Consider the following 14,201-nt stretch of genomic DNA (forward strand, 5'->3'; position numbering starts at 1 on the left):
GGCGCGCCGCCGCCGGGAGGTCAGCGGTCGGCGGCGTGTGCCCCGCGACCGGGCAGCCGTCCGGGCAGCTGGACCTGGTCGCGCTCGGGCAGCGGCGCGTCGAGGCCGGTGCCGCTGCGCAGCTCCTGCTCGCGCATCGCCGCCGCGGCGCGCACGTCGGCGCCGAAGTCGCCGATCGCGTCGGCGAGCTCGCGCAGGCCGTCGGCGATCGAGGCGCCGATCCCGGCCGGCGTCATGCGCTCGGCGGCCCGGGACAGCTTGCGGACGAGCAGGGCGCCGATGGTCACGCCCATGGCCAGCCAGAACAGCCGGCGCATCAGGCGGCCCGCCGGGCGGCACGGCGCTCGCGGCGGTCGGCCTTGTCGCGCGCGGCGGCCTCGGCGATCGCCTGGCCCTCACGCCGCTTCTTCGTGGCGCTGCGCACGCCGTAGCTGAACGCGGCGACCTTGATCAGCGGGCTGCCCACGGTGGCGGCGACGACGCTGGTCAGCGCCGCGACGTTGCTCGACACGTTGGCCGCGTTGCCGGTGATGTCGTCGACCCGCTCGAGGTTGCTGTTGACGTGGGCAACCGTCGTCTGGGCCTGGCTGAGGATCGGGCCGCTCTGCTCGCGGGCCTGCCGGATGGTCAGCGTCGCCTCGTCGAGCGTGCGTCCCAGCTTGAGCAGCGGAACGGCGAGCAGCACCACCAGCAGCACCAGCGCCAGGGCGGCGATCAGTCCGGCCCACTCTCCTGCGGACACGCGGCGTCTCCTCTTGCTCGTCGGCTGGTTCGGCGGCCGGCGCGGGACGTCGCGGCCGGCGTGGTCACAGTAGTCGCGGCCCTCGGCGGTCAGCGGACGCGGCGGACGATCGCGCGCAGCTTGGCCAGCCGCGCCCCGATCGTCGCCTCGGCGCCGCGGCTCGTGGGCCGGTAGTAGTCCTTCCCCACCAGGGCGTCCGGCGGGTACTGCTGCGGCACCACGCCGTCGGGGTGGGCGTGCGGGTAGACGTAGGTCCCCCCGTGGCCGAGCTTCCTCGCGCCCGCGTAGTGGGCGTCGCGCAGCCCCGGCGGCACCGGCCCGGCCAACCCCGCCCGCACGTCGGCGACCGACTCGCCCATCGCCACGGTGACGGCGTTGGACTTGGGTGCCGTGGCCAGGTGGACGACGGCCTGGGCCAGCGGGAAGTGGCCCTCGGGCATGCCGATGAAGGCGACCGCGTCGGCCGCCGCGACCGCCGTCTGCAGCGCCGTCGGGTCGGCCATGCCGATGTCCTCGCTGGCGGAGATGACCAGCCGGCGGGCGATGAAGCGCGGGTCCTCCCCCGCCACCACCATCCGCGCGAGGTAGTGCAGCGCGGCGTCGACGTCACTGCCGCGGATCGACTTGATCAGCGCGCTGGCGACGTCGTAGTGCGCGTCGCCCTGCCGGTCGTAGCGGACCGCGGCCTGCGCGACCGCCGTCTCCAGGGTCGCCAGGTCGATCTCGCCCGCACCCGCCGCCTGCGCCGCGCCGGCGCCCGACTCCAGAGCGGTGAGCGCCTTGCGCCCGTCTCCGCCGGCCACCCGGACCAGGTGCTCCTCGGCGTCGGCGCTCAGCGTGACCGCGCCGTCGAGGCCGCGGTCGCTGGTGAGCGCCCGCCGCAGCAGCGTGCGGACGTCGTCGTCGGACAGCGGCTGCAGCGCGAGCACCAGGCTGCGGCTGAGCAGCGGGCTGACGACGGAGAAGAACGGGTTCTCGGTGGTGGCGGCGATGAGGCTGACGATCCGGTCCTCGACGGCCGACAGCAGCGAGTCCTGCTGGGTCTTGGAGAACCGGTGGACCTCGTCGATGAACAGCACGGTGCGGCGGCCGGCGTAGGTCAGCTCGCGCTTGGCGCTCGTGATGACCGCGCGGACCTCCTTGACGCCGGCGTCGAGGGCCGACAGCTGCACGAACTGCCGCCTGGTGGCCAGCGAGATGACGTGCGCGAGCGTCGTCTTGCCCGTGCCGGGCGGGCCGTAGAGGACCAGCGACATCGGCTCGTCGGCCTCGACCAGGCGGCGCAGCGGCGCGCGGGGGCCGAGCAGGTGCGACTGGCCGACGACCTCGTCGAGCGAGCGCGGCCGCATCCGCACCGCCAGGGGCGCGCCCGGGTCGACGGTCGCGCCGCCCGCGTCCGCCGGCTCGTCGAACAGGGAGGTCACGGGTAGCGACGCTACCTCCGGGGCACGACACCTCCCGTGCAGCAGCGACGCATCGGAGACCGGACCGTCAGCGCCATCGGGCTCGGGGCGATGCCCCTGTCCACCAAGACCGACCGCCCGTCCCGCGAGGACGCGATCGCCACGATCCTCGCCGCGCTCGACGCCGGCGTGACGCTCGTCGACACCGCCGACGCCTACGCCGCCGACGAGTCGGAGTTCGGGCACAACGAGTCGCTCGTGGCCGAGGCGCTGGCCTCCCACGGCGCCACCGACGTGCTGGTGGCGACCAAGGGCGGGCACACGCGGCGGGGCACCGACTGGCTCCTCGACGGGTCGCCCAGCTACCTGCGGCGGGCCTGCGAGGCCTCGCTGCGGCGCCTCGGGGTGGACGCGATCGGGCTCTACCAGTTCCACCGGCCCGACCCGGACACGCCGTGGGAGGAGTCGATGGGGGCGCTGCGGCAGCTCGCCGACGACGGCCTGGTGCAGATGGTCGGCGTCTCCAACGCCGACGTCGCGCAGATCGACGTCGCCCGGTCGATCGTCGGGCCGGCGCTGGCGGCCGTGCAGAACCAGTTCTCGCCGGGCTGGCGGTTCTCCGCCGACGAGGTCGCCCACTGCGCGGCGCACGGGCTGGCGTTCCTCCCGTGGAGCCCCTTCGGCGGGGTGACCGCGGCCGGGTCCCTGGACGCGACCGCGCCCGCCTTCGCCGAGGTGGCCGCGGAGGTGGGCGTGTCGGTGTACCGGGTGACGCTGGCCTGGCACCTGGCGCAGGCCGACGTCGTCGTCCCGATCCCCGGAGCCTCGCGGCCGGCCTCGATCCAGGACTCCGCCGCCGCCGCGGACCTGCAGCTGACCCCCGACCAGCTCGCCCGCCTGGACTCCGCCTGAGGTCCGGTTCCCTCCCGAGTGCGCAGTTGCGGTCGCCGACACGCGCGGACACGCCGCCGTCAGCCACCTCGACTGCTCACTCGGCCGCCGTCCACAGCCGGCTCGGCCGTCCACCGGTCCGGCTGAGAGGTCCGCCACGGCCTCCGTCGGCGCGACGGTCGCGGCGTGGCCGACTCCGAACTGCGACCCACCTACACCTGGCAGCACGCCCGGGACGCCGGGCTGACCCGCGCACAGCGACGGGACGACGGCGTGCGGGTCAGCCGCGGCGCCTACGTCTTCCGCGCCGTCCCGCTGTCCCTGCACGCCGCGTGCTCCGCCGTCCTCCCCGTCCTGCCCGCCGGCGCCGTCGTGTCGCACTGGACCGCTGCGGCGCTCCTCGGCGCGCCCGTGCCGCACGGCTGGCCGCTCGAGGTCAGCGTGCCGCCGGGCACCTACCGCCCACGCCGTCGCCGACTCCGGGTGCACGTGCGCGACCTCCTGGCCGAGGACGCGACCGGGCACCGCGGTCTCCCGGTCACCAGCGGCCCACAGACGTGGCTCGACCTCGCGGCCGTCCTGGACCCACCCGAGCTCGTCGCGGTCGGCGATGCCCTGTACCGAACCGGGCACCTCGACGGGGGCTCGCTGGCCGGGCGTCTCGCGCGGGCGGACGGCCTGCGCGGCGTCGTCCGGGCGCGGGAGTGGGCGCCGCTGCTGTCCCCGCTGGCGATGTCACGGCCCGAGAGCGTGGTCCGCTGCGTGCTCATCCAGGCCGGCCTCCCCCACCCTCGACCTCAGGTGGAGATCGAGAGCGCGTCCGGCCGGGTGGTCGCGCACAGCGACCTCGGCTGGCCGCAGTGGCGGGTGGCCGTCGAGTACGAGGGACGCCAGCACGCGGACCCCGGGCAGTTCGGCCGGGACGTCGACCGCTACTCGCTGATGGCCGCCGACGGTTGGCTCACCATCCGCTACGGCGCCGACCACCTCCGCCGGCCGGAGGTCGTCGTCGACCGGGCGACCCGGGCGCTGCGCAGCCGCGGGGCGGTCTGGTGACCCGACCGAGCAGTTGCGGTCGCCGACACGCGGCGACACTCCGCGAAGGGCGACCGCAACTGCTCACCCGGGCGGATCGGGAGCCGGACTCAGCCGGTGGGGTCGGTCGGGCCCGGGGCGCCGGGCTCGCCGGGCAGCGGCGGCTCCTCGGCCACCGCGTCGATCCCGGCCTCCTTGCGCTGTGCCTCGGTGATCGGTGTCGGGGCACCGGTCAGCGGGTCGTAGCCGGCGCCGGTCTTGGGGAACGAGATGACCTCGCGGATCGAGTCGACCCCGGCCAGCAGCGCGGTCAGCCGGTCCCACCCCAGCGCGGCCCCGGCGTGCGGCGGCGGGCCGTAGGCGAACGCCTCGAGGAAGAACCCGAACCGCTCCCGGGCCTCCTCGCGCGACATGCCCAGCGTCTCGAACACCCGCTCCTGCAGCGCCGCGTCGTGGATGCGGACCGAGCCGCTGAGCACCTCGTTGCCGTTGATCACCATGTCGTAGGCGTCGGACAGCGCCGCCCCCCGGTCCTCGGGGAAGCGCTCCCGCCACTCGGGGGTGGGTGAGGTGAACGGGTGGTGCATGAAGGTCCAGTCGCCGTCCTCGGTCTGCTCGAACATCGGGAAGTCGACGACGAACAGGAACGACCACGACCCGGGCGCGACGAGCTCCAGCCGCCGGGCGATCTCGTTGCGGGCCGCGCCCAGCAGCTCCTGCGACGACCGGCGCGGCCCGGCGGCGAAGAACACGCAGTCGCCCGGGGAGGCGCCGACGGCGGAGACCAGGCCCGCCCGCTCGGTGTCGGAGATGTTCTTCGCCACCGGCCCGCCGAGGGTGCCGTCCTCGGCGACGGTGACGTAGGCCAGCCCGCGGTAGCCGCGGGAGCGCGCCCAGTCCTGCCAGGCGTCGAAGGCCCGCCGCGGCTGCGAGCCGCCGCCGGGCATGACCACCGCCCCGACGTAGGGCGCCTGGAACACCCGGAAGGGCGTGTCGGCGAAGTAGGAGGTCAGCTCGGTGAGCTCGATGCCGAAGCGCAGGTCGGGCTTGTCGGACCCGAACCGGTCCATCGCCTCGCGGTAGGTCATCCGCGGGATCTCGGGCACCTCGTGGGAGGCCAGCTCCCGCCACAGCGTCCGGACGACGTCCTCGGCGATCGCCAGCACGTCGTCGCGGTCGGCGAAGCTCATCTCGAAGTCCAGCTGGGTGAACTCCGGCTGCCGGTCGGCGCGGAAGTCCTCGTCGCGGAAGCAGCGGGCGATCTGGTAGTAGCGCTCCAGCCCGCCGATCATCAGCAGCTGCTTGAACAGCTGCGGCGACTGCGGCAGCGCGTACCACTTGCCCGGCTGCAGCCGGACGGGGACGACGAAGTCGCGGGCGCCCTCGGGGGTCGAGCGGGTGAGCGTCGGCGTCTCCACCTCGACGAACCCGTGCTGCGCCATGACGCCGCGGGCCACCCGGTTGACCTCGCTGCGCAGCCGCAGCACCCGGGCCGGCCCCTGGCGGCGCAGGTCGAGGTAGCGGTACCGGTAGCGGACGTCGTCGCTGGCGGCCTGGTCGGTCTCGATCGGGAACGGCAGCGGCGCGGCGGCCGACAGCACCGTCAGCTCGCTCGCGGCCACCTCGACCTCGCCGGTGGGCAGCTCCGGGTTCTCGTTGCCGGCCGGCCGCTGCCGGACCTCGCCGGTCACCTGCACGCAGAACTCGTTGCGGAGGGCGTGCGCCTCCTCCTCGCGGACGACGACCTGGACGTAGCCCGACGCGTCGCGCAGGTCGACGAAGACGACGCCGCCGTGGTCGCGCCGGCGGGCCACCCAGCCGGCGAGGGTGACGGTGGAACCGGCGTCGGACGCGCGCAGCGTGCCGGCGTCGTGGGTGCGGAGCACGTGGGGGCCTTTCAGGGGAGGAGGCGGGTCACCAGCGGTCGTGCACGTGGGCGCGGATGCGCTCGTCGTAGAGGCGCTCGAGGTCGGCGAGCTCGGCGTCGGTCAGCGGCGGGAGGTCGGCGGCCGCGGCGTTGGACCGCGCCTGCTCCACCGAGCGGGCGCCGGGGATGACGCAGGTGACGCCGGGCTGCTGGACCACCCAGCGCAGCGCCACCTGGGCCGGCGTCCGGTCGCCGCAGATCGCGGTGAACTCGCGCGCGGCGGCGACGCCGACCTCGTAGGGCACGCCCGCGAAGGTCTCGCCGACGTCGAAGGCCTCGCCGTGCCGGTTGAAGTTCCGGTGGTCGTCGGCGGCGAACGTCGTCGACTCGTCGTACCGGCCCGACAGCAGGCCGCTGGCCAGCGGCACCCGCGCCAGGATCCCGACGCCACGGGCGGCCGCGGTGGGCAGCAGCTCCTCCAACGGCTTGCGGCGGAACACGTTGAGGATCACCTGGACCGTCGCCACGCCCGGGTGCTCGAGCGCGGTGAGGCCCTCGGCGACGGTCTCCACCGAGACGCCGTAGGCCGCGATCGCGCCGTCCTCGACGATGGAGTCGAGGGCGTCGTAGACCCGCTGGTCGGAGTAGACCGCGGTCGGCGGGCAGTGCAGCTGCACGAGGTCGAGGGTGTCGACCCCGAGGTTGCGCCGCGACCGGTCGACCCAGGCCCGCAGGTCCTCCGGCGTGAAGGACGCGGCCTCGAACGGGTCGGCGCGCCGGCCGGCCTTGGTGGCCACGAACGGGCGGTCGGACCGGGCGGCCAGCGCCTTGCGGATGCGCTCCTCGCTGCGCCCGTCGCCGTACACGTCGGCGGTGTCGAGCAGGGTGACGCCGGCGTCGAGCGCGGCGTCGAGGACCTCGCCGGCGGTGTCCTCGTCGACGTCCCCCCAGTCGCCGCCCAGCTGCCAGGTGCCCAGGCCGACCACGGACACGTCCGCGCCGGTCCGTCCGAGGGGCCGGGTCTCCATCACGCAGTCACCACTCCCTGAGAAACCGCCGTCGTCAGCGCCTCGAGCAGCTCCCCCACGGGGACGGCGCGCTGCTCCCCCGTGCGCAGGTCCTTGAGCTGGCCGACGCCCTCGGCCAGGTCCCGCTCGCCGATCACGACCGCGTGCGAGGCGCCCGACCGGTCGGCGGCCTTCATGGCGCCCTTGAGCCGGAGGTCGCCGTACACGGTGTCGGCGGGCACCCCGGCCGCGCGCAGCTCCCCCACCAGCCGGACCGCCAGCCGCTTGGCCTCCGCGCCGAGCGGGACGACGAACGCCCGCACCCCGGTCGACGCCGCGACGTCGAGCCCCTCGGCCTGCACCGCCAGCAGCGTCCGGTCGACGCCGACGGCGTAGCCGATGCCGCTCACGTCCGGTCCGCCGAGCGCCGCCGACAGCCCGTCGTAGCGGCCGCCGCCGCCGATCGCCGACTGCGCGCCGAGCCCGAAGTGGACGAACTCGAACGTCGTCTTCGTGTAGTAGTCCAGGCCGCGCACTAGCCGGGGCGCCTCGGTCCAGCTCACGCCGAGGTCGGTGAGGTGCTGGCGGACGGCGTCGTAGTGCGCCCGGGTGGAGTCCGAGAGGTGGTCGACCATCAGCGGCGCCTCGTCGAGCTGGGCCTGCACCTCGGGGCGCTTGTCGTCGAGCACCCGCAGCGGGTTGATCTCCGCGCGCCGCCGGGTCTCCTCGTCGAGGTCGAGCTTGTCCAGGTAGGCGACCAGCAGCTCGCGGTACTGCGGCCGGCAGGTCGCGTCGCCCAGCGAGGTGAGCAGCAGCTCGAAGTCGGTCAGCCCCAGGTCGCGGAAGCCCTGCACGCCCAGCGCCACCACCTCGGCGTCCAGCGCCGGGTCGTCGACGCCGAGGGCCTCCATGTCGACCTGGGTGAAGTGCCGGTAGCGGCCGGCCTGCGGGCGCTCGTAGCGGAACGCCGAGCCGACCGTCCACAGCTTCACCGGCAGCGCGCCGGTGTGCAGCCGGTGCTCGATGAACGCGCGCATCAGCCCGGCGGTGAGCTCCGGGCGCAGCGTCAGCGACCGGCCGCCACGGTCGGCGAAGGTGTACATCTCCTTGGTCACGACGTCGGTGGACTCCCCCACCCCGCGGGAGAAGACGGCGGTCTCCTCGAACACCGGCGTCTCGACGTAGCCGTAGCCGGCCCGCCGCAGCGGTGCGGTGAGCGTGTCGCGGACGGCGAGGAAGCGGGCCGACTCCGGCGGCAGGACGTCGAAGGTCCCCTTCGGCGCGCTCAGGTGGGTGCTCACAGGCCGCGCGCCCCCGGAGCGGAGGCGGCCTCGGCCAGGTAGGGGTTGGTGGCCCGCTCGCGGCCGATCGTGGTCGACGGGCCGTGGCCGGGCAGCACGACCGTCGCGTCGTCCAGCGGCAGGACGACGTCGCGCAGCGAGGTGAGCATCGACTCCCACGAGCCGCCGGGCAGGTCTACCCGGCCGACCGAGCCGGCGAACAGCACGTCGCCGGCCAGCAGCCCGGGGGCCTCCCCCAGGTCGAGGGAGAACACCACCGAGCCCTGGGTGTGCCCGGGCGCGTGCCGCACGGTCAGCTCCACCCCGGCCAGCGACAGCACCGCGCCGTCGTCGAGCCGGCGGACCTCCGCGGGGTCGGGCAGGCGCAGCCCGGTGATCAGCGGCGCCAGCTGCGGCCCGTGCCAGCGGACCGGGTCGGCCAGCATCCCGGAGTCGGCTGGGTGCAGGTAGGCCGGGATGTCGTAGCCGTCGCAGACCGGCAGCACGGAGAACGTGTGGTCGAGGTGGCCGTGGGTGAGCACCACCGCGACCGGCTTGAGCCCGTCCTCGGCCAGCAGGCGGGCGAGCGGCTCGACGGCGTCCATGCCCGGGTCGACGACGACGCACTCCGCGCGCGGCCCGGAGGCGACGGCGTAGCAGTTGGTGCCGAAGGCGCCGGCCGGGAACGAGCGGATGAGCACCCGTGCAGGTTACGCGGGTGATCTCGCGGCCCTCCGGTCCGGCGACCGGGTCCGCTCAGGGAGCGCACCTACACTCGCGGCCGAGCAGCGGGGCACCGCGCGACGCGGCGCGGGAGCCGCAGCGGCCGACGCCCCGCCGAGCAGCCGTTCCCCTGAGGAGTGTCCGACCCGTGCCGACCAACAAGCAGCGCCGGGTGGCCGCGCAGCGCCGTCTGCAGCGCCAGCTCGAGCGCCGCGCGGAGCTCGCCCGCAAGCGCCGCCGCAACCTGCTCGTCGTGGTGACCGTCGTCGCCGTCGTGCTCGTGGCCGGGGCGGTGGCCCTGGTCGCCGGCCTGGGAGGTGACGACGACCCGGGCGCCGAGGCCGCCGCCACCAGCAGCAGCTCGTCGGCACCGTCGGCGGGCCCGGGGGCCGAGCGGGCCGGGCAGACCACCACGGCCGGACCCTGCACCTACACCTACGACGCCCAGGGCAGCTCGGGCGTCGCCGTGGATGCACCGTCCGGTGACCTGCCGGCCGAGGGCACGGTGACCGAGACGATGACCACGAGCGCCGGCGCGATCGGGCTCACCCTCGACCGAGCGGGGTCTGCGGCGTGCGCCACGGCGAGTTTCGTGTCGCTGTCGGAGCAGGGCTTCTTCGACGACACCCCGTGCCACCGGCTGACCACCAGCCCCGGTCTGCAGGTCCTGCAGTGCGGCGACCCCTCGGGGCAGGGCACCGGCGGTCCCGGCTACAGCTTCCCCACCCAGGTCACCGGTACGGAGACCTACCCGCGGGGCGTGATCGCCATGGCGAACAGCGGGCAGGGCACGGACGGCAGCCAGTTCTTCCTGGTCTACGGCGACAGCCTGCAGGGCAACCCGAACTACACGGTCTTCGGCACCATCGACGAACCCGGGCTGGCCGTCCTCGACACGATCGCCGCGGCCGGGGTGGCCGACGGGTCGACCGACGGGGCGCCCGCCACCCCGGTGACCATCACCTCGATGACCGTCGTCCCGTGAGGCCGGCGCGGGCGGGCACCGGGCCGGCCGGCGCGCTGCCGGCGCTCACCGCCTGCTCGGGCAGCGTGACCGGGTCGGCGTCGTCGGTCCCCGGCGGTACCGGCGGCGCCCCGGGCGGCGCGGCCGGCGGGGTGTCGACGACGACCTGCGACCGGGTGGGCGTGCGCTCGGGCAACCCGTAGGCCGTCGAGGTCCCCCGCCGCCGGCGGAGGTGCCCGCCGAGGGCACCCCGGCCGTACCGAGGGGCCGCGGGTGCTGCAGTGCGGCGACCCCACCGGCACCGGAGCGGGGCGGGCCCACCTACGCGTTCCCCACCGACGTCGACGGCTCGGAGACCTGCGGGCGCGGCACGGTGGCCGTGGCCGACAGCGGGCGGGGCCTCGACGGCAGCCAGTTCTTCCTCGTCCGGGGCGACAGCGCGCTGCCGCCGGACCACACCGTCGTCGGCACCGTGGACGACGCCGGGCTGGCCGTCCTCGACGCCGCCGCGGCCAACGGCAACGACGGCTCGCTCGACCCGAGCCCCGGCGGCGGCGCACCGACCGTCCCGGTGACGGTCACGGCGGTGACGCCGGCCGGCGGAGACGCCGCCCCACCGGGCCCCGCCGTACCCGGTGGGGCCCGCGGGGCCGGGGCAGACTCGTGGCGGTGACCGCCCGACCCGATCCGTACGCCGGCTTCCCCTCCGGCTTCTTCGCCCGCGCCGACGAGACCCCCGACGGGCTCTTCTACGCACCCCAGCGCCTGGTCACCCACATCGACGACGCCGCGATCGCCGCGGTCGGCGACCTCTACGCCGAGCTGGGCATCGACGGATCGGCGCCCGCGCCGCGCCGGGTGCTGGACCTCATGTCGTCGTGGGTCTCGCACTTCCGGACGCCGCCGGCCGAGCTGGTGGTCCTCGGCATGAACGCCGAGGAACTCGCGGCCAACCCCGCGGCCACCGAGCGGGTGGTGCACGACCTCAACGCCGACCCCCGGGTGCCGCTGCCCGACGACGACGTCGACGCCGCCGTCTGCTGCGTGTCGATCGACTACCTCACCCGGCCGATCGAGGTCCTCGCCGAGGTCGGACGCGTGCTGCGGCCGGGCGGGACCCTGGCGGTCACCTTCTCCAACCGCTGCTTCCCGACCAAGGCCGTGCGCGGCTGGCTGCTCACCGACGACGTCCAGCACGGCGCGATCGTCGCCGAGCTGGTCCGGCGCACCGGCCGCTTCGGCGAGCCCGACGTCGCGCTGCGCACGACGCCCGGGGCCGGCGACCCCCTCTGGGCGGTGGTGGCCACGGCGCGCTGAGGGCTCAGGGCTGGCGCTGCTGTGCCTGTGGTGGCTGCTGGCCCAGGTGCGCTCGGACCGGGTGGGCGGGCTGCCGCTGTCCCGCGACGCCGAGCGGGGGTACACCGACCTCGACGCCACCGCGGTCACCGGTGCGGTGGCGGACGAGGTCGAGGGCCACCGCGGCGTCACCCGCGCCCGCGCGGGGCTCTCCGGCGCCAGGACGGCGCCGCTGCTCACGCTCACCGTCACCCTCGACGGCCGGGTCGACGCCGGCGAGCTGCACCACCGCGTCGTCCACGGCGCCGTCGCGCACGCCCGGCAGGCGCTGGGCCGGCCCGACCTGCCGGCCCGCGTCGAGCTGGTCCTGCCGCCTGGCGCCCGCCGGGACGTCCGCTGACCGGGCCGCGCCACGATCAGGGAACCTGATCCCAGAGCGTCCTCCCTCACGTCCCACGGTGAGGGAGGACGCCGCACGATCAGGTCACCTGATCATCGCGACGCGGCTCAGGCGGTGACGCGCTCGACGTCGAAGACGCCCTCGACGTTGCGGACCGTCTGCAGCACCGCGCCGAGGTGGGCCGGGTCGGCCAGCTCGAAGGTGAACCGGCTGACCGCCACCCGGTCGCGGCTGGTCTGCACCGACGCCGAGAGGATGTTGACCCGCTCGTCGGCCAGCGCCCGGGTGACGTCGGAGAGCAGCCGGTGCCGGTCGAGCGCCTCGACCTGGATCGCGACGAGGAACACCGACCCGGGCTGGCTGGCCCACTCGACCTCGACCAGCCGCTCGGGCTTGCGCTGCAGGTCGCCGGCGTTGGTGCAGTCGGTGCGGTGCACGCTCACCCCTCCGCCGCGGGTGACGAAGCCGAGGATCTCGTCGCCGGGCACCGGGGTGCAGCACTTGGCGAGCTTGGCCCAGACGTCGCCCATCCCGTGGACGACGATGCCCGGGTCGCCGCTGGCCGTGCGCCGGTGCACCGTCCGGCGCATGGGGATGGTCGTCTCGGCGATGTCCTCGGCCGCGCCCTCGGCGCCACCCAGCGCGGTGATCAGCTTCTCGACGATCGAGGAGGCCGAGATCTGGTTCTCCCCCACCGCGGCGTAGAGCGCGGTGACGTCGGCGTAGCGCAGGTCCTTGGCCAGGGTCACCAGGGCCTCGCCGCCGAGCAGCCGCTGCAGCGGCAGGCCGGACTTGCGCATGGCCCGGGTCAGGGCCTCCTTGCCGGCCTCCACCGCGTCGTCGCGGCGCTCCTTGGTGAACCACTGCCGGATCTTGGTGCGTGCCCGCGAGGACCCCACGAAGCCGAGCCAGTCCTTCGACGGGCCGGCCGTCGGCGAGCGGGAGGTGAAGATCTCCACGACGTCGCCGTTGCTGAGCTTGCTGTCCAGGCTCACCAGGGCGCCGTTGACCCGCGCGCCGATGCAGCGGTGCCCGACCTCGGTGTGCACCGCGTAGGCGAAGTCGACCGGCGTCGACTCGCCGGGCAGGCTGATCACGTCGCCCTTGGGCGTGAAGACGAAGACCTCCTGCGGGCCGAGGTCGTAGCGCAGCGTCTCGAGGAACTCGCCGGGCTCCTGCGCCTCGCGCTGCCAGTCCAGCAGCTGGCGCAGCCACAGCATGTCGTCGGGCGTGCCGACCTTCGCCGCGCCGAGCTCGCCGGGGCCGGGCCGCCCGCCCGCCCGCGCCTTCTCCTTGTACTTCCAGTGCGCGGCGATGCCGAACTCGGCGGTGCGGTGCATGTCGTGCGTGCGGATCTGCAGCTCGACCGGCTTGCCCTGCGGGCCGATCACCGTCGTGTGCAGCGACTGGTACATGTTGAACTTGGGCATCGCGACGAAGTCCTTGAACCGCCCCGGCACCGGCTGCCAGTGGGCGTGCATGATGCCCAGCGCCGCGTAGCAGTCGCGGACGGTGTCGACCAGGATGCGGATGCCGACGAGGTCCCAGATGTCGGTGAAGTCCCGGCCGCGGACGATCATCTTCTGGTAGATCGAGTAGTAGTGCTTGGGCCGGCCGGTGACGACCGCCTCGATGCCGGCGGCCTTGAGCTGCTCGGTGACCGCGGCGGTGACCTCGGCGAGGTAGGTGTCGCGCGAGGGCGCCCGCTCGGCGACCAGCCGCACGATCTCGTCGTAGCGCTTGGGGTAGAGCGTGGCGAAGGCGAGGTCCTCGAGCTCCCACTTGATGGTGTTCATGCCCAGGCGGTGGGCCAGCGGGGCGAGGATCTCCAGCGTCTCGCGCGCCTTCTTCTCCTGCTTCTCCGGCGGGAGGAAGCGCAGCGTGCGCATGTTGTGCAGCCGGTCGGCGAGCTTGATGACCAGCACCCGCGGGTCGCGGGCCATGGCCACGATCATCTTGCGGATCGTCTCGGCCTGGGCGGCGTCACCCAGCTTCACCTTGTCGATCTTGGTGACGCCGTCGACGAGGTGGGCGACCTCGGGGCCGAAGTCGGCGCTGATGGCCTCCAGGGTCTTGCCGGTGTCCTCGACGGTGTCGTGCAGCAGCGCGGCGACCAGCGTCGTGGTGTCCATCCCCAGCCCGGCCAGGACGGTGGCCACGGCCAGCGGGTGGGTGATGTAGGGGTCGCCGCTCTTGCGCTTCTGGGTGGCGTGCGCGGCCTCGGCCACGTCGTAGGCCCGCTGCAGCAGCGCCAGGTCGGCCTTGGGGTGGCTCTGCCGGTGCAGGGAGGCCAGCGGCTCCAGCACCGGGCGGACCAGGCTGCCGCGCTGCCCGGCGACGATCCGGCGGGCCAGCCGGTCCCGGACGCGGCGCGGGCGCGGCGACCCGCCCTCACCCTCGGTGGGCGGCTCGCTGTCGACGTCGTCGGGACGGCGGACCAGCGGCCGGCTCGGGAGCGGCGCGCGCTGGTCGGGCTGCGAGCCGGCCGGCTCCTCGGGCCGCGCGCCAGCCACGTTGGTGACCGGCGCATCCGGGGGCACGGCTACTCCTGCGCTGTTGAGGAGGAACGACCCCCACCATGCTAGCCGGGACC

Annotated in this window: 15 protein-coding genes; 7 read left to right on the forward strand and 8 right to left on the reverse strand. The window is 74.9% G+C overall.

Going from position 1 to position 14,201, the window contains the following annotated elements; all coding sequences use genetic code 11:
* Window positions 1-20 precede the first annotated feature (20 nt).
* The 3 genes from ACU616_RS25150 to ACU616_RS25160 all read right to left on the reverse strand — a co-directional run bounded on the left by ACU616_RS25150 (window position 21) and on the right by ACU616_RS25160 (window position 2,166).
* On the reverse strand, window positions 21-317 hold the full coding sequence (locus ACU616_RS25150) for a hypothetical protein (protein WP_446761117.1): 297 nt from the start codon (window positions 315-317) through the stop codon (window positions 21-23).
* Window positions 317-742 carry a DUF948 domain-containing protein gene (locus ACU616_RS25155; RefSeq protein ID WP_446761118.1) on the reverse strand — a complete coding sequence of 142 codons (426 nt, stop codon included), beginning with the start codon at window positions 740-742 and terminating at the stop codon, window positions 317-319. Before ACU616_RS25155 ends, ACU616_RS25150 begins: the two co-directional genes overlap by 1 nt.
* A gap of 89 nt (window positions 743-831) precedes the next feature.
* Window positions 832-2,166 carry a replication-associated recombination protein A gene (locus ACU616_RS25160; protein ID WP_446761119.1) on the reverse strand — a complete coding sequence of 445 codons (1,335 nt, stop codon included), beginning with the start codon at window positions 2,164-2,166 and terminating at the stop codon, window positions 832-834.
* A gap of 36 nt (window positions 2,167-2,202) precedes the next feature.
* Here ACU616_RS25160 and ACU616_RS25165 point away from each other — a divergent pair, with 36 nt between their 5' ends.
* Together ACU616_RS25165 and ACU616_RS25170 are read left to right on the forward strand one after the other, a co-directional pair.
* Window positions 2,203-3,057 carry an aldo/keto reductase gene (locus ACU616_RS25165; RefSeq protein ID WP_446761120.1) on the forward strand — a complete coding sequence of 285 codons (855 nt, stop codon included), beginning with the start codon at window positions 2,203-2,205 and terminating at the stop codon, window positions 3,055-3,057.
* Window positions 3,058-3,222: 165 nt separating this feature from the next.
* Window positions 3,223-4,092, forward strand: a complete 870-nt coding sequence (locus ACU616_RS25170; protein WP_446761121.1) for a hypothetical protein — start codon at window positions 3,223-3,225, stop codon at window positions 4,090-4,092.
* An 89-nt stretch (window positions 4,093-4,181) separates the two neighbouring features.
* Here ACU616_RS25170 and aspS read toward each other — a convergent pair whose 3' ends face one another.
* Genes aspS through ACU616_RS25190 form a run of 4 tightly spaced genes read right to left on the reverse strand, consistent with a single transcriptional unit; the run spans window position 4,182 to window position 8,926 of the window.
* Complete coding sequence (gene aspS / locus ACU616_RS25175; protein ID WP_446761122.1) at window positions 4,182-5,957, reverse strand: aspartate--tRNA ligase; 1,776 nt, start codon at window positions 5,955-5,957, stop codon at window positions 4,182-4,184.
* Window positions 5,958-5,985: 28 nt separating this feature from the next.
* Entirely contained in the window at window positions 5,986-6,930 is a 945-nt protein-coding gene (locus ACU616_RS25180) for an aldo/keto reductase (RefSeq protein ID WP_446761123.1), read from the reverse strand.
* A gap of 35 nt (window positions 6,931-6,965) precedes the next feature.
* Window positions 6,966-8,246, reverse strand: coding sequence for a histidine--tRNA ligase (hisS, locus tag ACU616_RS25185; RefSeq protein ID WP_446761124.1), 1,281 nt, complete (start codon window positions 8,244-8,246; stop codon window positions 6,966-6,968).
* A complete protein-coding gene (locus ACU616_RS25190) occupies window positions 8,243-8,926 on the reverse strand; it encodes an MBL fold metallo-hydrolase (protein WP_446761125.1) in 684 nt (227 codons plus the stop codon). The genes hisS and ACU616_RS25190 overlap by 4 nt, the downstream gene beginning before the upstream one ends.
* 170 nt (window positions 8,927-9,096) lie before the next feature.
* Here ACU616_RS25190 and ACU616_RS25195 point away from each other — a divergent pair, with 170 nt between their 5' ends.
* From ACU616_RS25195 to ACU616_RS25215, 5 genes are read left to right on the forward strand one after another with little or no spacing between them, the layout of a single operon-like run.
* The gene (locus ACU616_RS25195) at window positions 9,097-9,933 is read left to right on the forward strand and encodes a peptidylprolyl isomerase (RefSeq protein WP_446761126.1); all 837 of its coding nucleotides are present in this window, start codon (window positions 9,097-9,099) and stop codon (window positions 9,931-9,933) included.
* Window positions 9,930-10,115, forward strand: coding sequence for a hypothetical protein (locus ACU616_RS25200; RefSeq protein ID WP_446761127.1), 186 nt, complete (start codon window positions 9,930-9,932; stop codon window positions 10,113-10,115). Before ACU616_RS25195 ends, ACU616_RS25200 begins: the two co-directional genes overlap by 4 nt.
* A 29-nt stretch (window positions 10,116-10,144) precedes the next feature.
* A complete protein-coding gene (locus ACU616_RS25205) occupies window positions 10,145-10,585 on the forward strand; it encodes a peptidylprolyl isomerase (RefSeq protein WP_446761128.1) in 441 nt (146 codons plus the stop codon).
* Entirely contained in the window at window positions 10,582-11,229 is a 648-nt protein-coding gene (locus tag ACU616_RS25210; protein WP_446761129.1) for a class I SAM-dependent methyltransferase, read from the forward strand. Before ACU616_RS25205 ends, ACU616_RS25210 begins: the two co-directional genes overlap by 4 nt.
* A 46-nt stretch (window positions 11,230-11,275) precedes the next feature.
* Window positions 11,276-11,608, forward strand: coding sequence for a hypothetical protein (locus ACU616_RS25215; protein ID WP_446761130.1), 333 nt, complete (start codon window positions 11,276-11,278; stop codon window positions 11,606-11,608).
* 107 nt (window positions 11,609-11,715) lie between these two features.
* Here the strand turns inward: ACU616_RS25215 and ACU616_RS25220 are convergent, their stop codons facing one another.
* Window positions 11,716-14,148 (reverse strand): RelA/SpoT family protein, encoded by a 2,433-nt coding sequence (locus tag ACU616_RS25220; RefSeq protein WP_446761131.1) that lies wholly within the window; start codon window positions 14,146-14,148, stop codon window positions 11,716-11,718.
* Window positions 14,149-14,201: the final 53 nt, after the last annotated feature.

The organism is Geodermatophilus sp. URMC 62, assembly GCF_052931475.1.

Bases quoted from the DNA above. Each gene is read 5' to 3' on its own strand.
- ACU616_RS25150 (WP_446761117.1), bottom strand. From the start codon at position 317: ATGCGCCGGCTGTTCTGGCTGGCCATGGGCGTGACCATCGGCGCCCTG.